Below are 17,693 nucleotides of genomic sequence, written 5' to 3'. Positions count from 1 at the left end.
ATGAAGTCTCTAAGACGCCTGTGAAGGCGACACCGGAAGGAAGCTCCATGAGCGAAAAAAGCGATAAAAGCGAAAAACTGCAAAAAGTGCTGGCGCGCGCTGGCCACGGCTCCCGTCGTGAAATTGAAACGATTATTCAAGCGGGCCGCGTGAGCGTAGACGGCAAAATCGCCAAGCTGGGCGATCGCGTTGAAGTGATCCCAGGCCTCAAAATTCGTATCGACGGCCACCTCATCTCCGTCAAAGAATCCGTAGAACAAATCTGCCGAGTACTGGCGTACTACAAGCCGGAAGGCGAACTGTGTACCCGTAACGACCCAGAAGGTCGCCCGACCGTATTTGACCGTTTGCCAAAACTGCGTGGCGCACGCTGGATTGCCGTCGGTCGTCTGGACGTGAATACCTGCGGCCTGCTGCTGTTCACCACCGACGGTGAGCTGGCAAACCGCCTGATGCACCCAAGCCGTGAAGTAGAACGTGAATACGCGGTGCGCGTATTTGGTGAAGTGGACGACACGAAAGTGCGTCAACTGTCCCGCGGCGTGCAGCTGGAAGATGGTCCTGCGGCATTCAAAACCATCAAATTCAGCGGCGGTGAGGGTATCAACCAGTGGTACAACGTGACCCTGACCGAAGGCCGTAACCGTGAAGTTCGTCGTCTGTGGGAAGCGGTAGGCGTGCAGGTGAGCCGTCTTATCCGCGTTCGCTACGGCGACATCCCGCTGCCGAAAGGCCTGCCGCGTGGTGGCTATACCGAGCTGGATCTGGCGCAGACCAACTACCTGCGTGAGCTGGTAGAACTGCCGGCTGAAACCTCCTCGAAAGTGGCGGTAGAAAAAGATCGTCGTCGCATGAAGGCGAATCAGATTCGTCGCGCCGTCAAGCGTCATACCACCACCGGTGGTAATACCGGTAACAACAATAATAACCGTCGTTCCAGCACGCGTAATAACCCGAAAGGCTAACGACGTCCGTTCCGGCGGGCTCCCGCCGGAATGTTTTTCCCGTGTTACTCTTCTCCTGTGATGCCATTCACACTTCTGTATAAAGACAAAAAACAGGAATTCCCCGGACAAAGAACACAAAGTGATAAAATAACCCTCGCCATATACTGTCGCCACAGATTACTCAAACAGGTAGCCCGAAATGGATACAACCCAAAAACTCTCGGCAAGCTATGTGGTTATCGGCGTTAAAGAAAAAATTGGCTATGGCTTCGGTGACTTTGCCTCTAATTTATCCTTCGGTTTCGTTTCACTCTTTTTATTATTCTTCTATACCAACATCTACGGTATCAGCGCGGTTCAGGCGAGCCTGATCTTTGTTATTGCGCGAGTGGTTGATGCGATTTTTAATATCCTGATTGGCTTCGCCATTGATAAAACCCACAGCCGCTACGGCAAGCTGCGTCCGTGGTTATTATACGGCTCGGTGCCGCTGGGGCTGTTAACCGTACTGTGCTTCCTGCCGTTTGGCGGCGAGGCCAAGTTCTGGTTTGCACTCTGTTCGTACACCATCTACTGCCTGGCCTACACCGCGGTGAATACGCCGTACTCGGCAATGACCAACCGCTTAACGCAGCATGAAGCCTCACGCTCGTCGCTGTCGGTCTACCGCTTTGTGATGGCGATTGTCGGCTACCTGATTGTCTCCACCACCGCGGATATTCTTATTTCGCCGTTCGACGACAAACAGCTGGGCTACGTTTTTGCCGTCTCCTGTTTTGCGCTGCTGGCAACGTTCTTGTTCCTGGCCTGCTTTGGCATGACCAAAGAGCGCGTGGGGGAAGAGGAAGATACGCCTGCGCCGACGCTGCGTGAAATGTTCCGCGCGGTGATGGGCAATGCGCCGCTGATTAACCTGTCGTTATTTACCGTTTTCTTTTATATCGCTTATACCGTGTGGATGGCGATAGCCATTTACTTTATTAAATACATCATCGGCAATGAAGGTTTTACCGCCTCGTTCTTTATGATTCAGTCCGCCGCTTATATTTTAGGAACGGTGGTTTCTGAGAAAGTTATCGCCATGATGGGGAAAAAGAAAATGGCGCTGGTGGCGCTGTTGATTGGCGTGCTCGGCGTACTGATGCAGTATTTTGTCGCCGGTAATAATATCTGGCTGATTATGACCGGAGTATGCCTGTTCAGTATTACGCTGGGGATGGGATTTGTCGCCATGTGGTCAATGATCGCCGACACCGTCGAATATGCAGAATGGCACCACGGCGTACGCACCGAAGGCGCGATTTACGGCTTCTTCAGCTTTATTACCAAAATAGCGATGGCGATTGGTGGCGGCTGTGCAGGCTGGATGCTGGATTACTATCACTATGATGCGGCGAATATCAGCGCTAGCGCGCTCAGCGGTATCAATATACTGATGACGCTGTTCCCCGGCGCCATGTTTGCGATTGGCGCTATCTTCGTTGCCAGTTATTCGTTAGATGAAAAGACCTACCGCGACATCGTGCAGAAAATCAGCCTGCGCAAACAGAACGCGCTTTAACCTCAGGGAGTCAGAGACATGAATCGTGATTTTAACAGCCTTATTGCGGCGATGAACGCAGAAGAAAAAGTGGCGCTGCTGACCGGCAGCGGCCTGTGGCGCACGGCGAGCCTGCCGCAGCATGGCATTGACGATATCGTCATGACCGACGGCACCTACGGCGTACGTTACAGCAGCGCGCAGATAGACGGTAATGAAAAGTGGAGCATGGATGATTTTATCTCCGTGATCACCCAAACCGCCGACCGGGCCAATGCTGAAGAACCGGCTGCGAAAGGGGGCAGTGAAGCGCTATTTAGCGCCTCGCTGCCGGCCACCTGTTTCCCCAACGGCTCGAGCCTTGCCTGTAGCTGGGATATTGACCTTGTTTATCAGATGGGCCAGGCGCTGGGGCGCGAATGTCAGCATATGGGCGTCGGGATTTTACTGGGGCCGGGGATTAACATCCGCCGCACGCCGCTGGCGGGGCGCGGTTACGAATACTACGCTGAAGACCCGGTGCTGAGCGGCGATATTGCCGCCGCGCTTATCAATGGCCTACAGGATGAAGGCGTGGGTGCCAGCCTGAAGCACTTTGCGGCCAATAACTCGGAATACCGCCGCACCGAAATGGACTCCATTATTGAAGAGCGCGCCCTGCGCGAAATCTATCTGGCCGGGTTCCAGCGGGCGATTGCCAAATCGCAGCCGTGGACGGTGATGTCCTCCTATAACCGCCTGAACGGCACGCAGACTTCGCAGGACCCGTTCCTGCTGACCCAGGTGCTGCGCGACGAATGGGGCTACGACGGGCTGGTGATGTCGGACTGGTACGGGATTAAAGACCGCCCCGCGTCTCTGCTCGCGGGGAACGATCTGGCGATGCCGGAAACGCGTCGTGATAAGCAGACGCTGCTGGCGGCCATTAACGCAGGTGACGTTCCTATGGATGTGGTTGACCGCGCCGGTCTGCGGATGCTGGAACTGCTGGATAAAGTGCAGCGTAACCGTCGACCGGATACCAAAGCAGACTTCTCGGTGCATCACGCACTTTCGCAGCAGTTGGCAGCGGAGTCCATCGTTCTCCTGAAAAATGACGACCATATTCTACCGCTGCGCCCGGAAAAAACGCCGCGTATTGCCGTACTGGGAAAACCGGCGCAGGAGCCCGTTATCCAAGGCTCTGGCTGTGCGACCACGGTACCGTATCTGCTCGACCGTCCGCTGGACGAGATCTTTGATCTTGCGGGTGACGATTTCAGCGTAACCTGGGCCATTGGTGCTCCGGACGATATGAAGAGCGATGAAGCGGCGCTGGCTCAGGCTAAAGCCGTTGCCCAGGATGCCGATGTCGCGGTGGTATTTGTCAGCACCGCGGTTGGCGAGGACGGTGAAAATGGAGATCGCCACGACCTGAATATTCTGGCGGTACATGAGCAGCTCATTCGTGAGGTCGCTTCTGTGCAGCCAAACGTGGTGGTGGTGCTGGCAAACAGTGACGCGGTAGTGATGCCGTGGCTCGGTGAGTGTAAGGCCCTGCTGGAGACCTTCTTCGCCGGGCAGGGCATGGGGCGTGCGGTAGCGGAAATCCTGTTCGGCAAGCGAAACCCTTGCGGTAAGCTGACGGTCACCGTACCGAACACGCTGGAAGAGACGCCGGCCTGGCTGAATTATCCGGGTGAAAACCTGCGCCACCACTACGGTGAAGGGCTGTTCGTTGGCTACCGTTACTATGATAAGCGTTGCCTGACGCCGCAGTTCCCGTTCGGATTTGGCTTAAGTTACACCCAGTTTGCCTACGCGAATCTATCACTGTCGTCGGCGCGTGCCGGTGCTGATGACACGCTGACGGTCTCCTTTGATGTGAGTAACGTCGGCGATTGTGATGGCAAAGAAGTGGTTCAGCTGTATGTTTCTGCGCCTGAAGGCGAACTGATCCGCGAAGTCCGCGCGTTGAAGGGATTCGATAAAATCGCTCTCGCCGCAGGGGAAACGCGGCGCGTTAGCCTGCAACTACCGATAGCCGAACTGGCCTGCTATCATCCAGGCCTGGCTGACTGGGTGATTACGCCAGGCGTCTGGCAGGTGCATGTGGGCGGCTCGTCTCGCAGTCTGCCACTGAATGCCCGGTTTGAGGTTGACTGTCCCGCGCGTTATGTTCCATTGCGTGACGATAACTCCTTACAGCAGTTGATCCAGCAGCCTGCCGCCTTTGCCCGTGTCGTACAGTTGATTGCCGGGAAGAGTCAGCTTCCACCGGAGCAGGTTCGGGAAAAGCTGATTCGTCTGGCGCCGGATCTGTTCTGCGGCCTGCTTATCGCGCTGACGGAATTCCTGGCGCTGGATATCGAGCGTGATGAGCTAAACGCGGTGCTGGCTGAGCCTGAATAACGGCTAACTACAGGAGAGAAGGCGTGTTCCCATTTTCAGTGACTCATCCCCACCCGGCAACGCAAACCGGGCGGCAGACGGCAAACAGTGGCTATGAGCTGATTGCCTTCGACGCAGAAAAACTGAACGTATTTGCCGCTGAGGTTCGCTATTGTGAGCCACACTGGCATCCGGCACCGGAATTGATTACGGTGCTGAATGGGCGCTTCTCTCTGACCGTTGGCCAACAGAACGTGGTCCTACAACAGGGCGAGATGTTGTATATCAACGCCGAAGAGGTGCACGAACTGAGTGCGGAGGAGGAGGGCAGCCAACTGGTGACGGTGCAGTTTTCTCCCGGACTTTTTGATGACCTGCACCCGGCACCGCTGTTGGAGTGGCGAACCCATAAGCACGCCATGACGGATGCTGACCATACCGTTTTTCAACGGCTGATGGCGTTACTGGAACGTATTATCGATAACCATGCGCCATTTCAGCGTTTTGCGGCGATTTATATGCTGCTTGACGCGCTGGTCGCAGCCGGGCAGACGATTGAGCTCGCGGAAAATACGATACGTGAAGAGGCGATGATTAAAGAAGGGATTGAATATATTAATCAACACTTCGATCGGCCGCTGACGCTAAGCGACGTTGCCGAGCATAGCGGCATGAGCTATTCGTGGTTTTCGCGGTTGTTTAAAAAGGTCAGTCGGCACAACTTTAAAGAGTATCTGACGCTGGTGAGGCTCAATAAAGCCCGCACTCTGCTGCGCGATACGCGAACGCCAATTACTGATATTAGCCACAGCTGCGGTTTCCCGGAGCATAAGCTGCTGATTGCCGCTTTTAATAAGTACTGCGGGTTGACGCCTACGGAGTACCGTAAGCGCTTTATTTCACGTCAGAACCTGACGGAGGTCGCGCTGGCGCAAGGGGAAGACTGTTTATGCCTGCCGCTCAATAGGGCGTTGCTCGACAGGCTAGCGCTCAATAATCAATCCCAATCTGCGCCTTAATTCCCGCTTCAAACGCATGCTTCACCGGGCGCAGTTCGCTGACCGTATCGGCGTACTCCAGAATATCCTGGTGGCAGCCGCGACCGGTAATAATCACGGTCTGATGATGCGGACGGTTTTTCAGCGCGGTTAATACCGCTTCTAATGGCAGATAATCGTACGCCACCATGTAGGTCAGCTCATCAAGCAGCACCATATCCAGCGTGTCGTCGGCCAGCATCCGCTCTGCATGCTCCCAGACGGCAAGGCAAGCTTCAGTGTCGCTCTCCCGGTTCTGGGTGTCCCAGGTAAAACCGGTGGCCATGACCTGAAATTCGACGCCGAGTGGCTCAAGCAGGTTACGCTCGCCGTTAGGCCAGGTTCCCTTAATAAACTGAATGACGCCAACGTTATGCCCGTGCCCGACGGCACGGGTGGCGGTACCAAAGGCGGCGGTGGTCTTGCCTTTACCGTTGCCGGTAAACACAATCACGATCCCGCGGGTATCCTGAGCCGCGGCTACACGGGCGGCAACGCGCTCTTTTACGCGCTGCTGACGTTCACGATAGCGTTCATCACTCATTGTGCGATTCCTGGTTTACGCCCTGGCTGGGCATCAAAAGTCATACCGGTTTTACGGCGGCTATCATCGCCCATCAGCCACAGGTAGAGCGGCATAATATCGGCAGGTGTTTTCAGCTTCTGCGGATCTTCCGTCGGGAAGGCGCTGGCGCGCATGCCGGTGCGGGTGCCGCCTGGGTTAATGCAGTTTACGCGCAGAGGGCGATTTTTATACTCATCGGCCAGTACTTGCATCATCCCTTCGGTGGCAAACTTCGATACCGCATAGGCACCCCAGTTGGCGCGCCCCTCGCGCCCGACGCTCGACGAGGTAAAGACCAGCGAGCCGGATTCTGCTTTCAGCAGCAGCGGCAGCAGCGCCTGGGTGAGCATAAAGGTGCCGTTGACGTTGACCTGCATCACCTGCTGCCAGACGGCCGGGGCCTGCTGGTCCATCGGCACGACTTCGCCCAGAAGCCCGGCGTTGTGCAGCACGCCGTCAAGATGCGGATAGTGTAGGCTAATCTGCTGAGCAACCTGCTGGCATTCCTGTGGCGTACAGGTGAGCAGGTCGAGGGTAAACCAGCGCGCGGGCCGCAGGCCGGCGTGGTCTATCTCCTGCGCAACCGCGCGCAGTTTTTCATCGTTCCGGCCGAGCAAAATAATGCTGGCGCCGTAATGGGCGTAGGTGATTGCCGCTTCCCGTCCAATACCATCGCTGGCCCCGGTGACCAGAATGATACGGTTTTGCAACAAATCGAGCTGGGGTTGATAGTGCACAGTAACTCCTCTATGGCATTCGTCTGCCATATTTTTTGTACTTTTCATGGCTTTCGGGCTTTATGCCTGAATCTTCGCGCTATTTCAATCAGCGCACGGGAGAGACAACGGTTAATTAACAATTTGCAATGATTTCATCAGCAAAAAAGTAATCTGGAATGCGCCTCGTGGCCTGATACTGCTATCGAGACGTAGTGAACGCGGTGTTGTACACTGGGCGGTAGATTCTGTGATTTTTGTACAAGGTGGATGTGTGGAATTACTTTTTCAATATGGTCTTTTTCTGGCGAAAATCGTCACAGTTGTTGTTGCTATTGCGGTGATTGCCGTACTGATTGTCAACGTCACGCAGCGCAAACGTCAGCGCGGTGAGCTACGAATCACCAACTTAAGCGAGCAGCACAAGGATATGCAGGAAGACTTAGCCGTGGCGCTGCTCGATGCGCCGCAGCAAAAGCTCTGGCATAAGGCGCAAAAGAAGAAGCTGAAGCTGGAAGCGAAAGCGGCCAAAGCCAAAGCGAAGCAGGGCGACACCGAGGCGGCACCCAAACCGCGCGTCTGGGTTATCGACTTTAAAGGCAGTATGGACGCCCATGAAGTCTCCTCCCTGCGTGAAGAGATTACCGCTGTACTGACCGTTGCCACCCCGCAGGACCAGGTGGTCGTACGTCTGGAAAGCCCTGGTGGTGTCGTTCACGGCTACGGTCTGGCGGCATCGCAGCTCCAGCGTTTCCGCGACAAGCAGATCCCGCTGACGGTAGCAGTAGATAAAGTCGCGGCCAGCGGCGGCTACATGATGGCCTGTGTGGCCAACAAAATTGTTGCGGCACCGTTCGCGATTCTTGGTTCCATCGGCGTGGTCGCGCAGATCCCGAACCTGAATCGTTTTCTGAAAAATAAAGACATCGACGTTGAGTTACACACTGCGGGCCAGTACAAACGTACGCTGACGCTGCTTGGTGAAAACACCGAAGAAGGACGTCAGAAATTCCGTGAAGAGCTGAACGAGACTCATCATCTGTTTAAAGATTTCGTGAAAGAAATGCGTCCGTCTCTGGACATTGAACAGGTTGCTACCGGTGAACATTGGTACGGCACACAGGCTCAGGAAAAAGGGCTGGTTGATGAAGTGGGTACCAGCGATGAATTGCTGCTGGGGCTGATGGAAAATCGGGAAGTCATTAGCGTGCGCTACACGCAGCGTAAGAAAATGATGGATCGTTTTACCGGAAGTGCAGCAGAAAGCGCCGATAAGCTGATGATGCGCTGGTGGCAGCGCGGCCAGAAACCGCTGCTGTAAGCGTTTCCTTTCTATTCTTTACCTTTCTATTTATAGCCCGGTAAATCAGATTTACCGGGCTATATCTGACGGCTCAGGCCATAGCCCTACGCTCAGTCAACCAGGTGATACTTTTCAGACAGCTGGTGGGCGAGATACTTGAACATATTAAACACCGCCGTGCTTTTCGGCGTCGGCAGGCCCTGTTCATCCAGGTAATATTCACCGCTGAAAACCAGCACGCCGTTGCGCTGTTCTACGCCGGTGGCTTCAATACCCGCCATGGTATCTTCATGCTCACGAATGAGGCGGTTTGCTTCAATTAGCAGTGTCTGACGATCGATAGGTTGGCTATTATTTGACATATTCAACTCCTCAAAATTCCTGCGCTAGTCTACGCCGGGCACCCGTTTGGGGCAAATATTCCCGACGTTTACCAGGGACAAGCATTTTACCTCAGAGTTGGCATGATGGGTGATTGCATGCTAATAAAGTTGCGTAACGAATTTTATCAGGTACAGTGTGACGCTTTCGGCGATCTGGCAACAGATTTGCTTGACATTCGACCAAATATTCTTCGTGCTATAGACCCTGACGAAAAAAAGTCTGTAAACTCAGCCACCTGACTACATGTCTCAAAAGTCAGTCGGTAAAGGGTTGATATCCATTGGTATTGCCGCAACATACAAGGCTTGTCGCCAGTGGAACGTGGAACATGTGCGATGTATTCCTGGAAGAATCAAATTAGGTAAGGTGAATATGGGTAAAGCTCTCGTTATCGTTGAGTCCCCGGCAAAAGCCAAAACGATCAATAAGTATCTGGGTAATGACTACGTGGTTAAGTCCAGCGTCGGTCATATCCGCGATTTGCCGACAAGTGGCTCAGCAGCCAAAAAGAGCGCTGACTCTACCTCCACCAAAACGGCCAAAAAGCCTAAAAAGGATGAACGAGGCGCGCTGGTTAACCGCATGGGCGTCGACCCATGGCATGACTGGGCGGCACACTATGAAGTGCTGCCTGGCAAAGAAAAGGTAGTATCGGAACTCAAACAGTTGGCGGAAAAAGCCGACCACATCTATCTCGCAACCGACCTTGACCGCGAAGGGGAGGCCATTGCATGGCACCTGCGGGAAGTGATCGGTGGTGATGAATCACGCTATAGCCGCGTGGTGTTTAACGAAATTACGAAAAATGCGATTCGTCAGGCGTTCGAAAAGCCGGGCGAGCTGAATATCGACCGTGTAAACGCTCAGCAGGCGCGCCGCTTTATGGACCGCGTGGTGGGCTATATGGTCTCGCCGCTGCTGTGGAAAAAGATTGCCCGCGGTCTATCCGCCGGTCGCGTCCAGTCGGTAGCGGTACGTCTGGTTGTTGAACGCGAACGCGAAATTAAAGCGTTTGTGCCGGAAGAATTCTGGGAAATTGACGCCAGCACCACCACGCCGGGCGGCGATGCCCTGCCGCTGGAAGTGACCCATCAGGGTGACAAGCCGTTCCGTCCGGTTAACCGCGACGAAACCATGGCTGCGGTCAGCCTGCTGGAAAAAGCCAGCTACAGCGTGCTGGAGCGTGAAGACAAACCGACCAGCAGCAAGCCGGGCGCGCCGTTTATTACCTCCACGCTGCAGCAGGCGGCCAGCACGCGTCTGGGCTTCGGCGTGAAGAAAACCATGATGATGGCGCAGCGTCTGTATGAAGCGGGCTACATCACCTACATGCGTACCGACTCCACAAACCTGAGTCAGGATGCGGTGAGCATGGTTCGCGACTATATCGGTGATAACTTCGGCAAGAAATACCTGCCGGAGAACCCGAACCAGTACACCAGCAAAGAAAACTCGCAGGAAGCGCACGAAGCGATTCGTCCTTCCGATGTTTCCGTTCAGGCGGAAGCGCTGAAAGATATGGAAACGGATGCGCAGAAACTGTATCAGCTGATCTGGCGCCAGTTCGTGGCCTGTCAGATGACGCCAGCGCAGTACGACTCCACTACGCTGACCGTAAAAGCGGGCGATTTCAAACTCAAAGCGCGTGGCCGTACTCTGCGCTTTGACGGCTGGACCAAAGTGATGCCAGCGCTGCGTAAAGGCGATGAAGACCGCACGCTGCCGATGGTGAACCAGGGCGATAAACTGAGCCTGGTTGAACTGACCCCGGCGCAGCACTTCACCAAACCGCCTGCACGCTTTAGCGAAGCCTCGCTGGTTAAAGAGCTGGAAAAACGCGGCATCGGTCGCCCGTCCACCTATGCGTCGATCATCTCGACCATTCAGGACCGCGGCTATGTACGCACCGAAAACCGTCGTTTCTACGCAGAGAAAATGGGCGAGATCGTCACCGATCGTCTGGAAGCGAACTTCCGCGAGCTGATGAACTACGACTTTACCGCGCAGATGGAAGACCATCTCGACCGCGTGGCTAACCACGAAGCCGAATGGAAGCAGGTACTGGATCTGTTCTTTGGTGATTTCACCAAGCAGCTCGAAACGGCTGAGAAACCGCCAGAAGAGGGCGGCATGCAGCCGAACGAGATGGTGCTGACCAGTATCGATTGCCCGACCTGCGGTCGCAAGATGGGCATTCGTACCGCCAGCACCGGCGTGTTCCTTGGCTGTTCCGGCTATGCGCTGTCGCCAAAAGAACGCTGCAAAACCACCATTAACCTGGTGCCGGAAAACGAAGTGCTGAACGTGCTGGAAGGTGACGACGCGGAAACCAACGCGCTGCGCGCTAAACGCCGCTGCCAGAAGTGCGGTACGGCGATGGACAGCTACCTCATCGATCCGAAACGCAAGCTGCACGTTTGTGGTAACAACCCGACCTGCGACGGCTACGAGATTGAAGAAGGCGAGTTCCGCATCAAGGGTTATGATGGCCCAATCGTTGAGTGCGAAAAATGTGGTTCTGAAATGCACCTGAAAATGGGGCGTTTTGGTAAGTACATGGCTTGTACTAACGAAGAATGTAAGAACACCCGTAAGATCCTGCGTAGCGGTGAAGTGGCTCCACCGAAGGAAGATCCGGTACCGTTGCCGGAACTGCCGTGCGAGAAGTCTGACGCCTATTTCGTGCTGCGCGATGGCGCGGCTGGGGTATTCCTGGCAGCCAACACCTTCCCGAAATCGCGCGAAACCCGTGCGCCGCTGGTTGAAGAGCTGTTCCGCTTCCGTGACCGTCTGCCGGAAAAACTGCGTTATCTGGCCGATGCGCCGCAGCAGGACCCGGCAGGGAACAAAACGATGGTGCGTTTCAGCCGTAAAACCAAACAGCAGTATGTTGCTTCCGAGAAAGATGGCAAGGCAACCGGCTGGTCAGCGTTCTTCGTTGACGGTAAATGGGTTGAAGCGAAAAAGTAGCGTTTTTTGCTAAGAACGTCACAAAGGGCCGCAATTGCGGCCCTTTTTTATAACCTCGTTATTATTTTTTGTTTCCATCTATACACACTTGCTATAAATGATATAGTGGTTATAGCCAATGCATTTCTTATGATTAAATCGTCTTTATGATCGATTCCTGAGCGCAGACTGGATACAACCGCATGAAATTACAGCAACTCCGCTATATCGTTGAGGTGGTGAACCACAACCTTAACGTCTCCTCGACCGCCGAAGGTTTGTATACTTCGCAGCCTGGTATCAGTAAGCAGGTCAGAATGCTGGAGGATGAGCTGGGGATTCAGATTTTTGCCCGTAGTGGCAAACATCTGACGCAGGTGACGCCAGCCGGCCAGGAAATCATCCGTATTGCTCGTGAAGTGCTCTCAAAAGTCGATGCGATTAAGTCTGTTGCCGGCGAGCATACCTGGCCAGATAAAGGCTCATTGTACGTTGCGACGACGCATACGCAGGCGCGTTACGCGCTGCCCGGTGTCATCAAGGGGTTTATCGAACGCTACCCGCGTGTTTCACTGCATATGCATCAAGGCTCGCCGACGCAAATTGCAGAAGCGGTCTCTAAAGGTAACGCGGACTTTGCTATCGCGACCGAAGCGCTGCACCTCTATGACGATCTGGTGATGCTGCCTTGCTACCACTGGAACCGTTCGATTGTCGTGACGCCGGAGCACCCGCTGGCATCGAAAACGTCCGTCACCATTGAAGAATTGGCACAGTATCCGCTGGTGACCTACACCTTTGGCTTTACCGGCCGTTCTGAGTTGGATACTGCATTTAACCGCGCGGGCCTGACGCCGCGTATTGTCTTCACCGCGACCGACGCCGATGTCATTAAAACTTACGTAAGACTGGGCTTAGGGGTAGGGGTGATCGCCAGCATGGCCGTCGATCCGATTTCTGACCCGGATCTGGTTAAACTGGACGCCGACGGTATTTTCAGCCACAGCACCACCAAAATCGGCTTCCGTCGCAGTACCTTCCTGCGCAGCTATATGTATGATTTTATTCAGCGATTTGCACCACATCTTACGCGCGATGTCGTAGACACCGCCGTAGCGCTGCGCTCGAATGAAGACATTGAAGCGATGTTTAAAGATATTAAGCTGCCAGAAAAATAGTCCCGATTCAATTATCCGCCTCTATGATGAAGAGGCGGATAGTTTATATCCTCCCGGAACAAAAGGCTTTTCCCCTCTCCGTTAGCTCTCTATCCTGATTAAGAATTGTTTCTATTACGAATTACGCAGCAAAAGTAGAAATAAATTTAACGTTAGGCAAATTTCTCCTCTCAAATATCGCTTTGGGCTCAAAAGATTAAATTAATCTCATTGTAATATTCGTAAAACCTCTGGATTTTTGCTTAGAATTTACTTAGGATTTATCTCAACGATGATTAGTTGTAACAATTGATTGGTGCGATAATGATAAGTAATATCGATTGTGAGAGGGCAGTAATGGTGTCAGAAAAGAACGAAACTCGCGTGAAACGTAAAGCATGGCTGAGCGTATTCCTCGGGTCTGCGCTGTTCTGGGTAGCGCTGGCGCTGCTGGTTTGGAAATTCTGGGGCTAGCTATGCTTACGTCTGAACGCGTCAAGCCGGTGAAGCCTCTCGTTCCGGTAGAAAAAAAACCGCAAGATGACAAAAATAATAAGGTTAACGTTCCTGATGAATGGAAATTGACCCACGACCAGAAAGAATTTATCGATCTCTTCAATCAAGATGAGAATAAGAAACAGTAACCACGTGGTTATTTATCCCTTTCGTTTTACCTCCCTCATACGAAATAAATCCTTTTCCTGCTATTAATTCCAATTGGTAGTTATTCTTAATAACCTATTGATCGCATTTATCAATCTGAGCCCTTTCCCGGCGTTATCCCCTGAATGTGTTATCTTTTATATAGACCATGAGGAGTGTCAGAGTACTGCAATTCCCGCCATTGAAGGAGGAGCTATGTCGTCAACACTACGAGAGACCTGCAAGGAAACACTACAGGTCGATAATAAAACCTACCGTTACTACAGCCTACCGCTGGCTGCTAAGACCCTGGGTGACATCACCCGCCTGCCTAAATCACTCAAAGTTCTTCTGGAAAACCTGCTCCGCTGGCAGGACGGCGATTCCGTTACCGCTGACGATATTCAGGCGCTTGCTGGATGGCTTAAACAGGCCCACGCTGACCGTGAGATAGCCTATCGCCCGGCGCGCGTGCTGATGCAGGACTTTACCGGCGTACCGGCGGTTGTAGACCTGGCCGCCATGCGTGAAGCGGTGAAACGCCTCGGCGGCGATACCCACAAAGTGAATCCGCTTTCCCCGGTCGATCTGGTGATTGACCACTCGGTCACGGTGGATCGTTTTGGTGATGATGATGCGTTTGATGAAAACGTGCGTCTGGAAATGTCGCGCAACCATGAGCGCTATACCTTCTTACGCTGGGGCCAGCAGGCTTTTAGCCAGTTCCGCGTAGTGCCGCCGGGAACGGGGATTTGCCACCAGGTTAACCTCGAGTACCTGGGTAAAGCGGTGTGGAGTGAACAGCAGGGCGATGAACTCGTTGCCTACCCAGACACGTTGGTGGGGACCGACTCCCACACCACCATGATTAACGGCCTGGGGGTTTTAGGGTGGGGCGTTGGCGGTATCGAAGCGGAAGCGGCGATGCTAGGCCAGCCGGTCTCGATGTTGATACCGGACGTGGTTGGCTTCAAGCTGAGCGGTAAGCTCCGTGAAGGGATCACCGCAACTGACCTGGTGCTGACGGTCACGCAGATGCTACGTAAGCTTGGCGTCGTCGGCAAATTTGTTGAATTCTACGGCGATGGCCTGGATTCCCTGCCGCTGGCAGACCGGGCGACCATTGCCAACATGGCGCCGGAATACGGTGCAACCTGTGGCTTCTTCCCGATAGACGACATTACGCTTTCTTACATGCGCCTCAGCGGGCGCAGCGACGAGCAGGTCGCGCTGGTTGAGGCCTATGCCAAAGCACAGGGCATGTGGCGCTCTAAAGGCGATGAGCCGGTGTTCAGCCAGACGCTGGCGCTGGATATGGGCGATGTTGAAGTAAGCCTTGCGGGTCCGAAACGTCCGCAGGACCGCGTCGCGCTTGCTCAGGTACCTCAGGCATTTAACGCTACGACTGAACTGGCTGTTAACGCGGGCGCTGCCGGCAAAACCGCTGTCGACTTTACCCTAAACGGTAAACCGTATTCCCTTCCGGAAGGGGCGGTGGTCATTGCGGCTATCACTTCTTGTACCAACACGTCGAACCCCAGCGTGTTGATGGCCGCGGGTCTTCTGGCGAAAAAAGCCGTCGCGTTGGGATTACAGCCTAAACCGTGGGTTAAGGCGTCGCTGGCCCCTGGCTCGAAGGTGGTGTCCGATTATCTGGCACACGCAGGTCTGACGCAGTATCTCGACCAGCTTGGTTTTAACCTGGTCGGTTATGGTTGTACGACCTGTATCGGTAACTCAGGCCCGCTGCCGGATCCGATTGAGAGCGCCATCAAACAGGGTGATCTGACGGTGGGCGCGGTGCTGTCCGGCAACCGCAATTTTGAAGGCCGTATTCATCCGCTGGTGAAAACCAACTGGTTGGCCTCACCGCCGCTGGTCGTCGCCTACGCGCTGGCCGGAAATATGCGGGTGGATCTGACCCACGATCCGCTGGGGCACGACAGCAAGGGAAACCCGGTCTATCTGAAAGATATCTGGCCGAGCAGCACTGAGATAGCACAAGCGGTTCAGCAGGTGTCTACGGGGATGTTCCACAAAGAGTATGCGGAAGTCTTTGCCGGTACGCCGGAATGGAAGGCTATCGATGTACCTGCTACAGACACCTACGAGTGGCAGGATGATTCCACCTATATCCGACTCTCGCCGTTCTTTGACGAAATGGGTGTGACGCCCGACCCGGTGCAGGATATTCACGGGGCGCGTGTACTCGCGATGCTGGGCGATTCTGTCACCACCGACCATATCTCTCCCGCGGGCAGTATTAAGGCCGACAGCCCCGCAGGTCGTTATCTGCAGGAAAACGGCGTCGCCAGCCGCGATTTTAACTCCTACGGTTCCCGTCGTGGTAACCACCTGGTGATGATGCGCGGCACCTTCGCCAATATTCGTATCCGTAATGAGATGGTGCCGGGCGTTGAAGGTGGCATGACGCGTCTGCTGCCCGGTGACGAGGTGATGTCAATATACGATGCGGCCATGGCTTATCAACAGCAGGGGACACCGCTGGCGGTCATTGCGGGTAAAGAGTACGGTTCGGGCTCGAGCCGTGACTGGGCGGCAAAAGGGCCGCGTCTGCTTGGCGTTCGCGTGGTGATTGCTGAATCATTCGAACGTATTCACCGTTCAAACCTGATAGGTATGGGCATTCTGCCGCTGGAATTTCCGCAGGGGGAGGACCGTAAAACGCTGAAGCTGACCGGTGAAGAGCAGATTGATATCGCCGGGCTGCAACAGCTGAAGCCTGGCGCCATCATCCCGGTGCTGATCACTCGGCCTGACGGGCAGCAGCAGAGGCTGGCGTGTCGCTGCCGTATTGATACGGCGACAGAGCTGACCTATTACCAGAATGACGGCATTCTGCACTATGTCATTCGTAATATGCTGAGCTGAAAAAAGGGGCCAACGGCGGGCCCCAAAACGGACGTTGGCAATTGCAGCAAAAGAAAACGCTAGCGTGGCATGTTGAACAGAAACGCGCCTCTCACGCCAATCCGGCGTGAGAGGAATAATGCTTATTTAAAGGTGTAAACTACCCCCATACGCAGACGGAACTGGCGCTCGGTGGATTTTGACGAGCGGCCAATGTCGCCAAAGGTGACATACGGTTTCCACTCTTTTTTATCCCCAAGTGAATAGTCAAACTGCCATTCCTGCTCGTAATCGTAGTTCTGGTTTCCCCAAAGCACTTCATCACCGTGCTTGTAGATGAATTTGTAGGTAGTAGAGAAACGGTCCAGGGTATAGCGTAAATAGAGATCGCCACGGTTAACGGTGCGATGTTTATTGGTGCTACAGGATTTATCACCGTTATATCCGCAGTCTGGGTCGTTAGCATAATCAGTCAGTTCAAAACGATACATCCCTCCTATAGCCCAATTTTCATTAATCGTATACCAGGGTACAAATCCGAATTTCCATTCCGTTCTTTCACTGTTGAATTCGGGTTGGATGAGTGGCGCTATTTTAAAATTACCGAAGGTAAACGATTTCGATAATGTAAGTTCGACGGCGTTGATGACCGGATCATTATACCATTTATCCTGCGGATCATTGCCACCTGTCTTGTATTTAGTTTCAATTGAAAAATTATAATTATCCGGCAAGGCCGCAGACATGTTTAGTTTGTCATAGTGAGTACGGTCACGCACTCGGTACTCATGACGGTAGTCGAGGCTCAGCGAGCGGATTGGAGAGCTATATTCTTCAGCCAGTACAACGTTACTGGTTAATAAAATGCAACCTGCTATAAGGTATTTACCGGATAACATAATAATTCTTTCCTCGTTATTATTTGAATAAGGCATTAAAAATGCACTCAGTTCACTCCACGTAAGTCTGCTGAGGTATTAATTGCCGCTGCTGGCAAGCTTTCGCTAAATGAACGCCAGTAGTTAAGCATCCGTCGCTGAGTTAAAACCTTTATAAAACCACCAACTGTTTAGTTTTTTTGTCGGGAAAGCTAAGAAAGATATTTGTCATGTTAAGAATGTGAGCATGGCTGAAATTATTCATGATAACGCTGCAACCTTTGTTATTGCGTCACCCGGTAACAGGCTTTGTCTTTATTTCAAAGGTTATTGT

At 53.6% G+C, this 17,693-nt stretch carries 14 protein-coding genes; 10 read left to right on the top strand and 4 right to left on the bottom strand.

The annotated features are described in order from the left end of the window. The first annotated feature begins 47 nt into the window (after nt 1–47). From rluB to RDN66_RS16200, 4 genes are all read left to right on the top strand, one after another. The gene (gene rluB / locus RDN66_RS16215; protein ID WP_035892934.1) at nt 48–965 is read left to right on the top strand and encodes a 23S rRNA pseudouridine(2605) synthase RluB; all 918 of its coding nucleotides are present in this window, start codon (nt 48–50) and stop codon (nt 963–965) included. Nucleotides 966–1,146: 181 nt separating this feature from the next. After that, the gene (locus tag RDN66_RS16210; protein ID WP_308538019.1) at nt 1,147–2,508 is read left to right on the top strand and encodes an MFS transporter; all 1,362 of its coding nucleotides are present in this window, start codon (nt 1,147–1,149) and stop codon (nt 2,506–2,508) included. Nucleotides 2,509–2,526: 18 nt separating this feature from the next. Continuing rightward, nucleotides 2,527–4,878 carry a glycoside hydrolase family 3 C-terminal domain-containing protein gene (locus RDN66_RS16205; protein WP_308538018.1) on the top strand — a complete coding sequence of 784 codons (2,352 nt, stop codon included), beginning with the start codon at nt 2,527–2,529 and terminating at the stop codon, nt 4,876–4,878. A 23-nt stretch (nt 4,879–4,901) separates the two neighbouring features. Next, the gene (locus RDN66_RS16200; protein ID WP_202215870.1) at nt 4,902–5,876 is read left to right on the top strand and encodes an AraC family transcriptional regulator; all 975 of its coding nucleotides are present in this window, start codon (nt 4,902–4,904) and stop codon (nt 5,874–5,876) included. On the opposite strand, the gene cobO is transcribed toward RDN66_RS16200, so the two are convergent. Together cobO and RDN66_RS16190 are read right to left on the bottom strand one after the other, a co-directional pair. Beyond that, nucleotides 5,848–6,438: a cob(I)yrinic acid a,c-diamide adenosyltransferase gene (gene cobO / locus RDN66_RS16195; RefSeq protein WP_308538017.1), complete on the bottom strand. Its 591-nt coding sequence runs from the start codon at nt 6,436–6,438 to the stop codon at nt 5,848–5,850. The genes RDN66_RS16200 and cobO overlap by 29 nt on opposite strands. Further along, nucleotides 6,435–7,196: a YciK family oxidoreductase gene (locus tag RDN66_RS16190; RefSeq protein ID WP_202215869.1), complete on the bottom strand. Its 762-nt coding sequence runs from the start codon at nt 7,194–7,196 to the stop codon at nt 6,435–6,437. The genes cobO and RDN66_RS16190 overlap by 4 nt, the downstream gene beginning before the upstream one ends. A 253-nt stretch (nt 7,197–7,449) precedes the next feature. Between RDN66_RS16190 and sohB the strand changes: the two genes are divergently transcribed. Continuing rightward, on the top strand, nt 7,450–8,496 hold the full coding sequence (gene sohB / locus RDN66_RS16185) for a protease SohB (RefSeq protein WP_202215868.1): 1,047 nt from the start codon (nt 7,450–7,452) through the stop codon (nt 8,494–8,496). Between the two features lie 92 nt (nt 8,497–8,588). On the opposite strand, the gene RDN66_RS16180 is transcribed toward sohB, so the two are convergent. Beyond that, the gene (locus RDN66_RS16180) at nt 8,589–8,840 is read right to left on the bottom strand and encodes a YciN family protein (protein WP_035892923.1); all 252 of its coding nucleotides are present in this window, start codon (nt 8,838–8,840) and stop codon (nt 8,589–8,591) included. A 394-nt stretch (nt 8,841–9,234) separates the two neighbouring features. Here RDN66_RS16180 and topA point away from each other — a divergent pair, with 394 nt between their 5' ends. From topA to acnA, 5 genes are all read left to right on the top strand, one after another. After that, entirely contained in the window at nt 9,235–11,832 is a 2,598-nt protein-coding gene (gene topA, locus RDN66_RS16175) for a type I DNA topoisomerase (RefSeq protein ID WP_035892922.1), read from the top strand. A gap of 182 nt (nt 11,833–12,014) precedes the next feature. After that, nucleotides 12,015–12,989 carry an HTH-type transcriptional regulator CysB gene (gene cysB / locus RDN66_RS16170; protein ID WP_035892921.1) on the top strand — a complete coding sequence of 325 codons (975 nt, stop codon included), beginning with the start codon at nt 12,015–12,017 and terminating at the stop codon, nt 12,987–12,989. Nucleotides 12,990–13,325: 336 nt separating this feature from the next. After that, nucleotides 13,326–13,442 carry a YmiA family putative membrane protein gene (locus tag RDN66_RS16165; RefSeq protein ID WP_072011363.1) on the top strand — a complete coding sequence of 39 codons (117 nt, stop codon included), beginning with the start codon at nt 13,326–13,328 and terminating at the stop codon, nt 13,440–13,442. Between the two features lie 2 nt (nt 13,443–13,444). After that, nucleotides 13,445–13,612, top strand: a complete 168-nt coding sequence (locus tag RDN66_RS16160; protein ID WP_156105145.1) for a hypothetical protein — start codon at nt 13,445–13,447, stop codon at nt 13,610–13,612. 214 nt (nt 13,613–13,826) lie between these two features. Further along, a complete protein-coding gene (gene acnA / locus RDN66_RS16155) occupies nt 13,827–16,502 on the top strand; it encodes an aconitate hydratase AcnA (RefSeq protein WP_202215866.1) in 2,676 nt (891 codons plus the stop codon). Nucleotides 16,503–16,624: 122 nt separating this feature from the next. Here the strand turns inward: acnA and RDN66_RS16150 are convergent, their stop codons facing one another. Next, nucleotides 16,625–17,380: an oligogalacturonate-specific porin KdgM family protein gene (locus tag RDN66_RS16150; RefSeq protein WP_202215865.1), complete on the bottom strand. Its 756-nt coding sequence runs from the start codon at nt 17,378–17,380 to the stop codon at nt 16,625–16,627. Nucleotides 17,381–17,693: the final 313 nt, after the last annotated feature.

The organism is uncultured Kluyvera sp. (assembly GCF_902485085.1).
Taxonomy (GTDB): domain Bacteria; phylum Pseudomonadota; class Gammaproteobacteria; order Enterobacterales; family Enterobacteriaceae; genus Kluyvera; species Kluyvera ascorbata.
The sequence above is the reverse complement of the archived record's forward strand: the minus strand, read 5'-3'. Positions and strand labels throughout refer to the sequence as shown.

Excerpts from the sequence above, each read along its gene's own strand:
- rluB (WP_035892934.1), top strand. The coding sequence starts at position 48 with ATGAGCGAAAAAAGCGATAAAAGCGAAAAACTGCAAAAAGTGCTGGCG.
- RDN66_RS16210 (WP_308538019.1), top strand. The coding sequence starts at position 1,147 with ATGGATACAACCCAAAAACTCTCGGCAAGCTATGTGGTTATCGGCGTT.
- RDN66_RS16205 (WP_308538018.1), top strand. The coding sequence starts at position 2,527 with ATGAATCGTGATTTTAACAGCCTTATTGCGGCGATGAACGCAGAAGAA.
- cobO (WP_308538017.1), bottom strand. The coding sequence starts at position 6,438 with ATGAGTGATGAACGCTATCGTGAACGTCAGCAGCGCGTAAAAGAGCGC.
- RDN66_RS16180 (WP_035892923.1), bottom strand. The coding sequence starts at position 8,840 with ATGTCAAATAATAGCCAACCTATCGATCGTCAGACACTGCTAATTGAA.
- topA (WP_035892922.1), top strand. The coding sequence starts at position 9,235 with ATGGGTAAAGCTCTCGTTATCGTTGAGTCCCCGGCAAAAGCCAAAACG.
- cysB (WP_035892921.1), top strand. The coding sequence starts at position 12,015 with ATGAAATTACAGCAACTCCGCTATATCGTTGAGGTGGTGAACCACAAC.
- RDN66_RS16165 (WP_072011363.1), top strand. The coding sequence starts at position 13,326 with ATGGTGTCAGAAAAGAACGAAACTCGCGTGAAACGTAAAGCATGGCTG.
- RDN66_RS16160 (WP_156105145.1), top strand. The coding sequence starts at position 13,445 with ATGCTTACGTCTGAACGCGTCAAGCCGGTGAAGCCTCTCGTTCCGGTA.
- acnA (WP_202215866.1), top strand. The coding sequence starts at position 13,827 with ATGTCGTCAACACTACGAGAGACCTGCAAGGAAACACTACAGGTCGAT.
- RDN66_RS16150 (WP_202215865.1), bottom strand. The coding sequence starts at position 17,380 with ATGTTATCCGGTAAATACCTTATAGCAGGTTGCATTTTATTAACCAGT.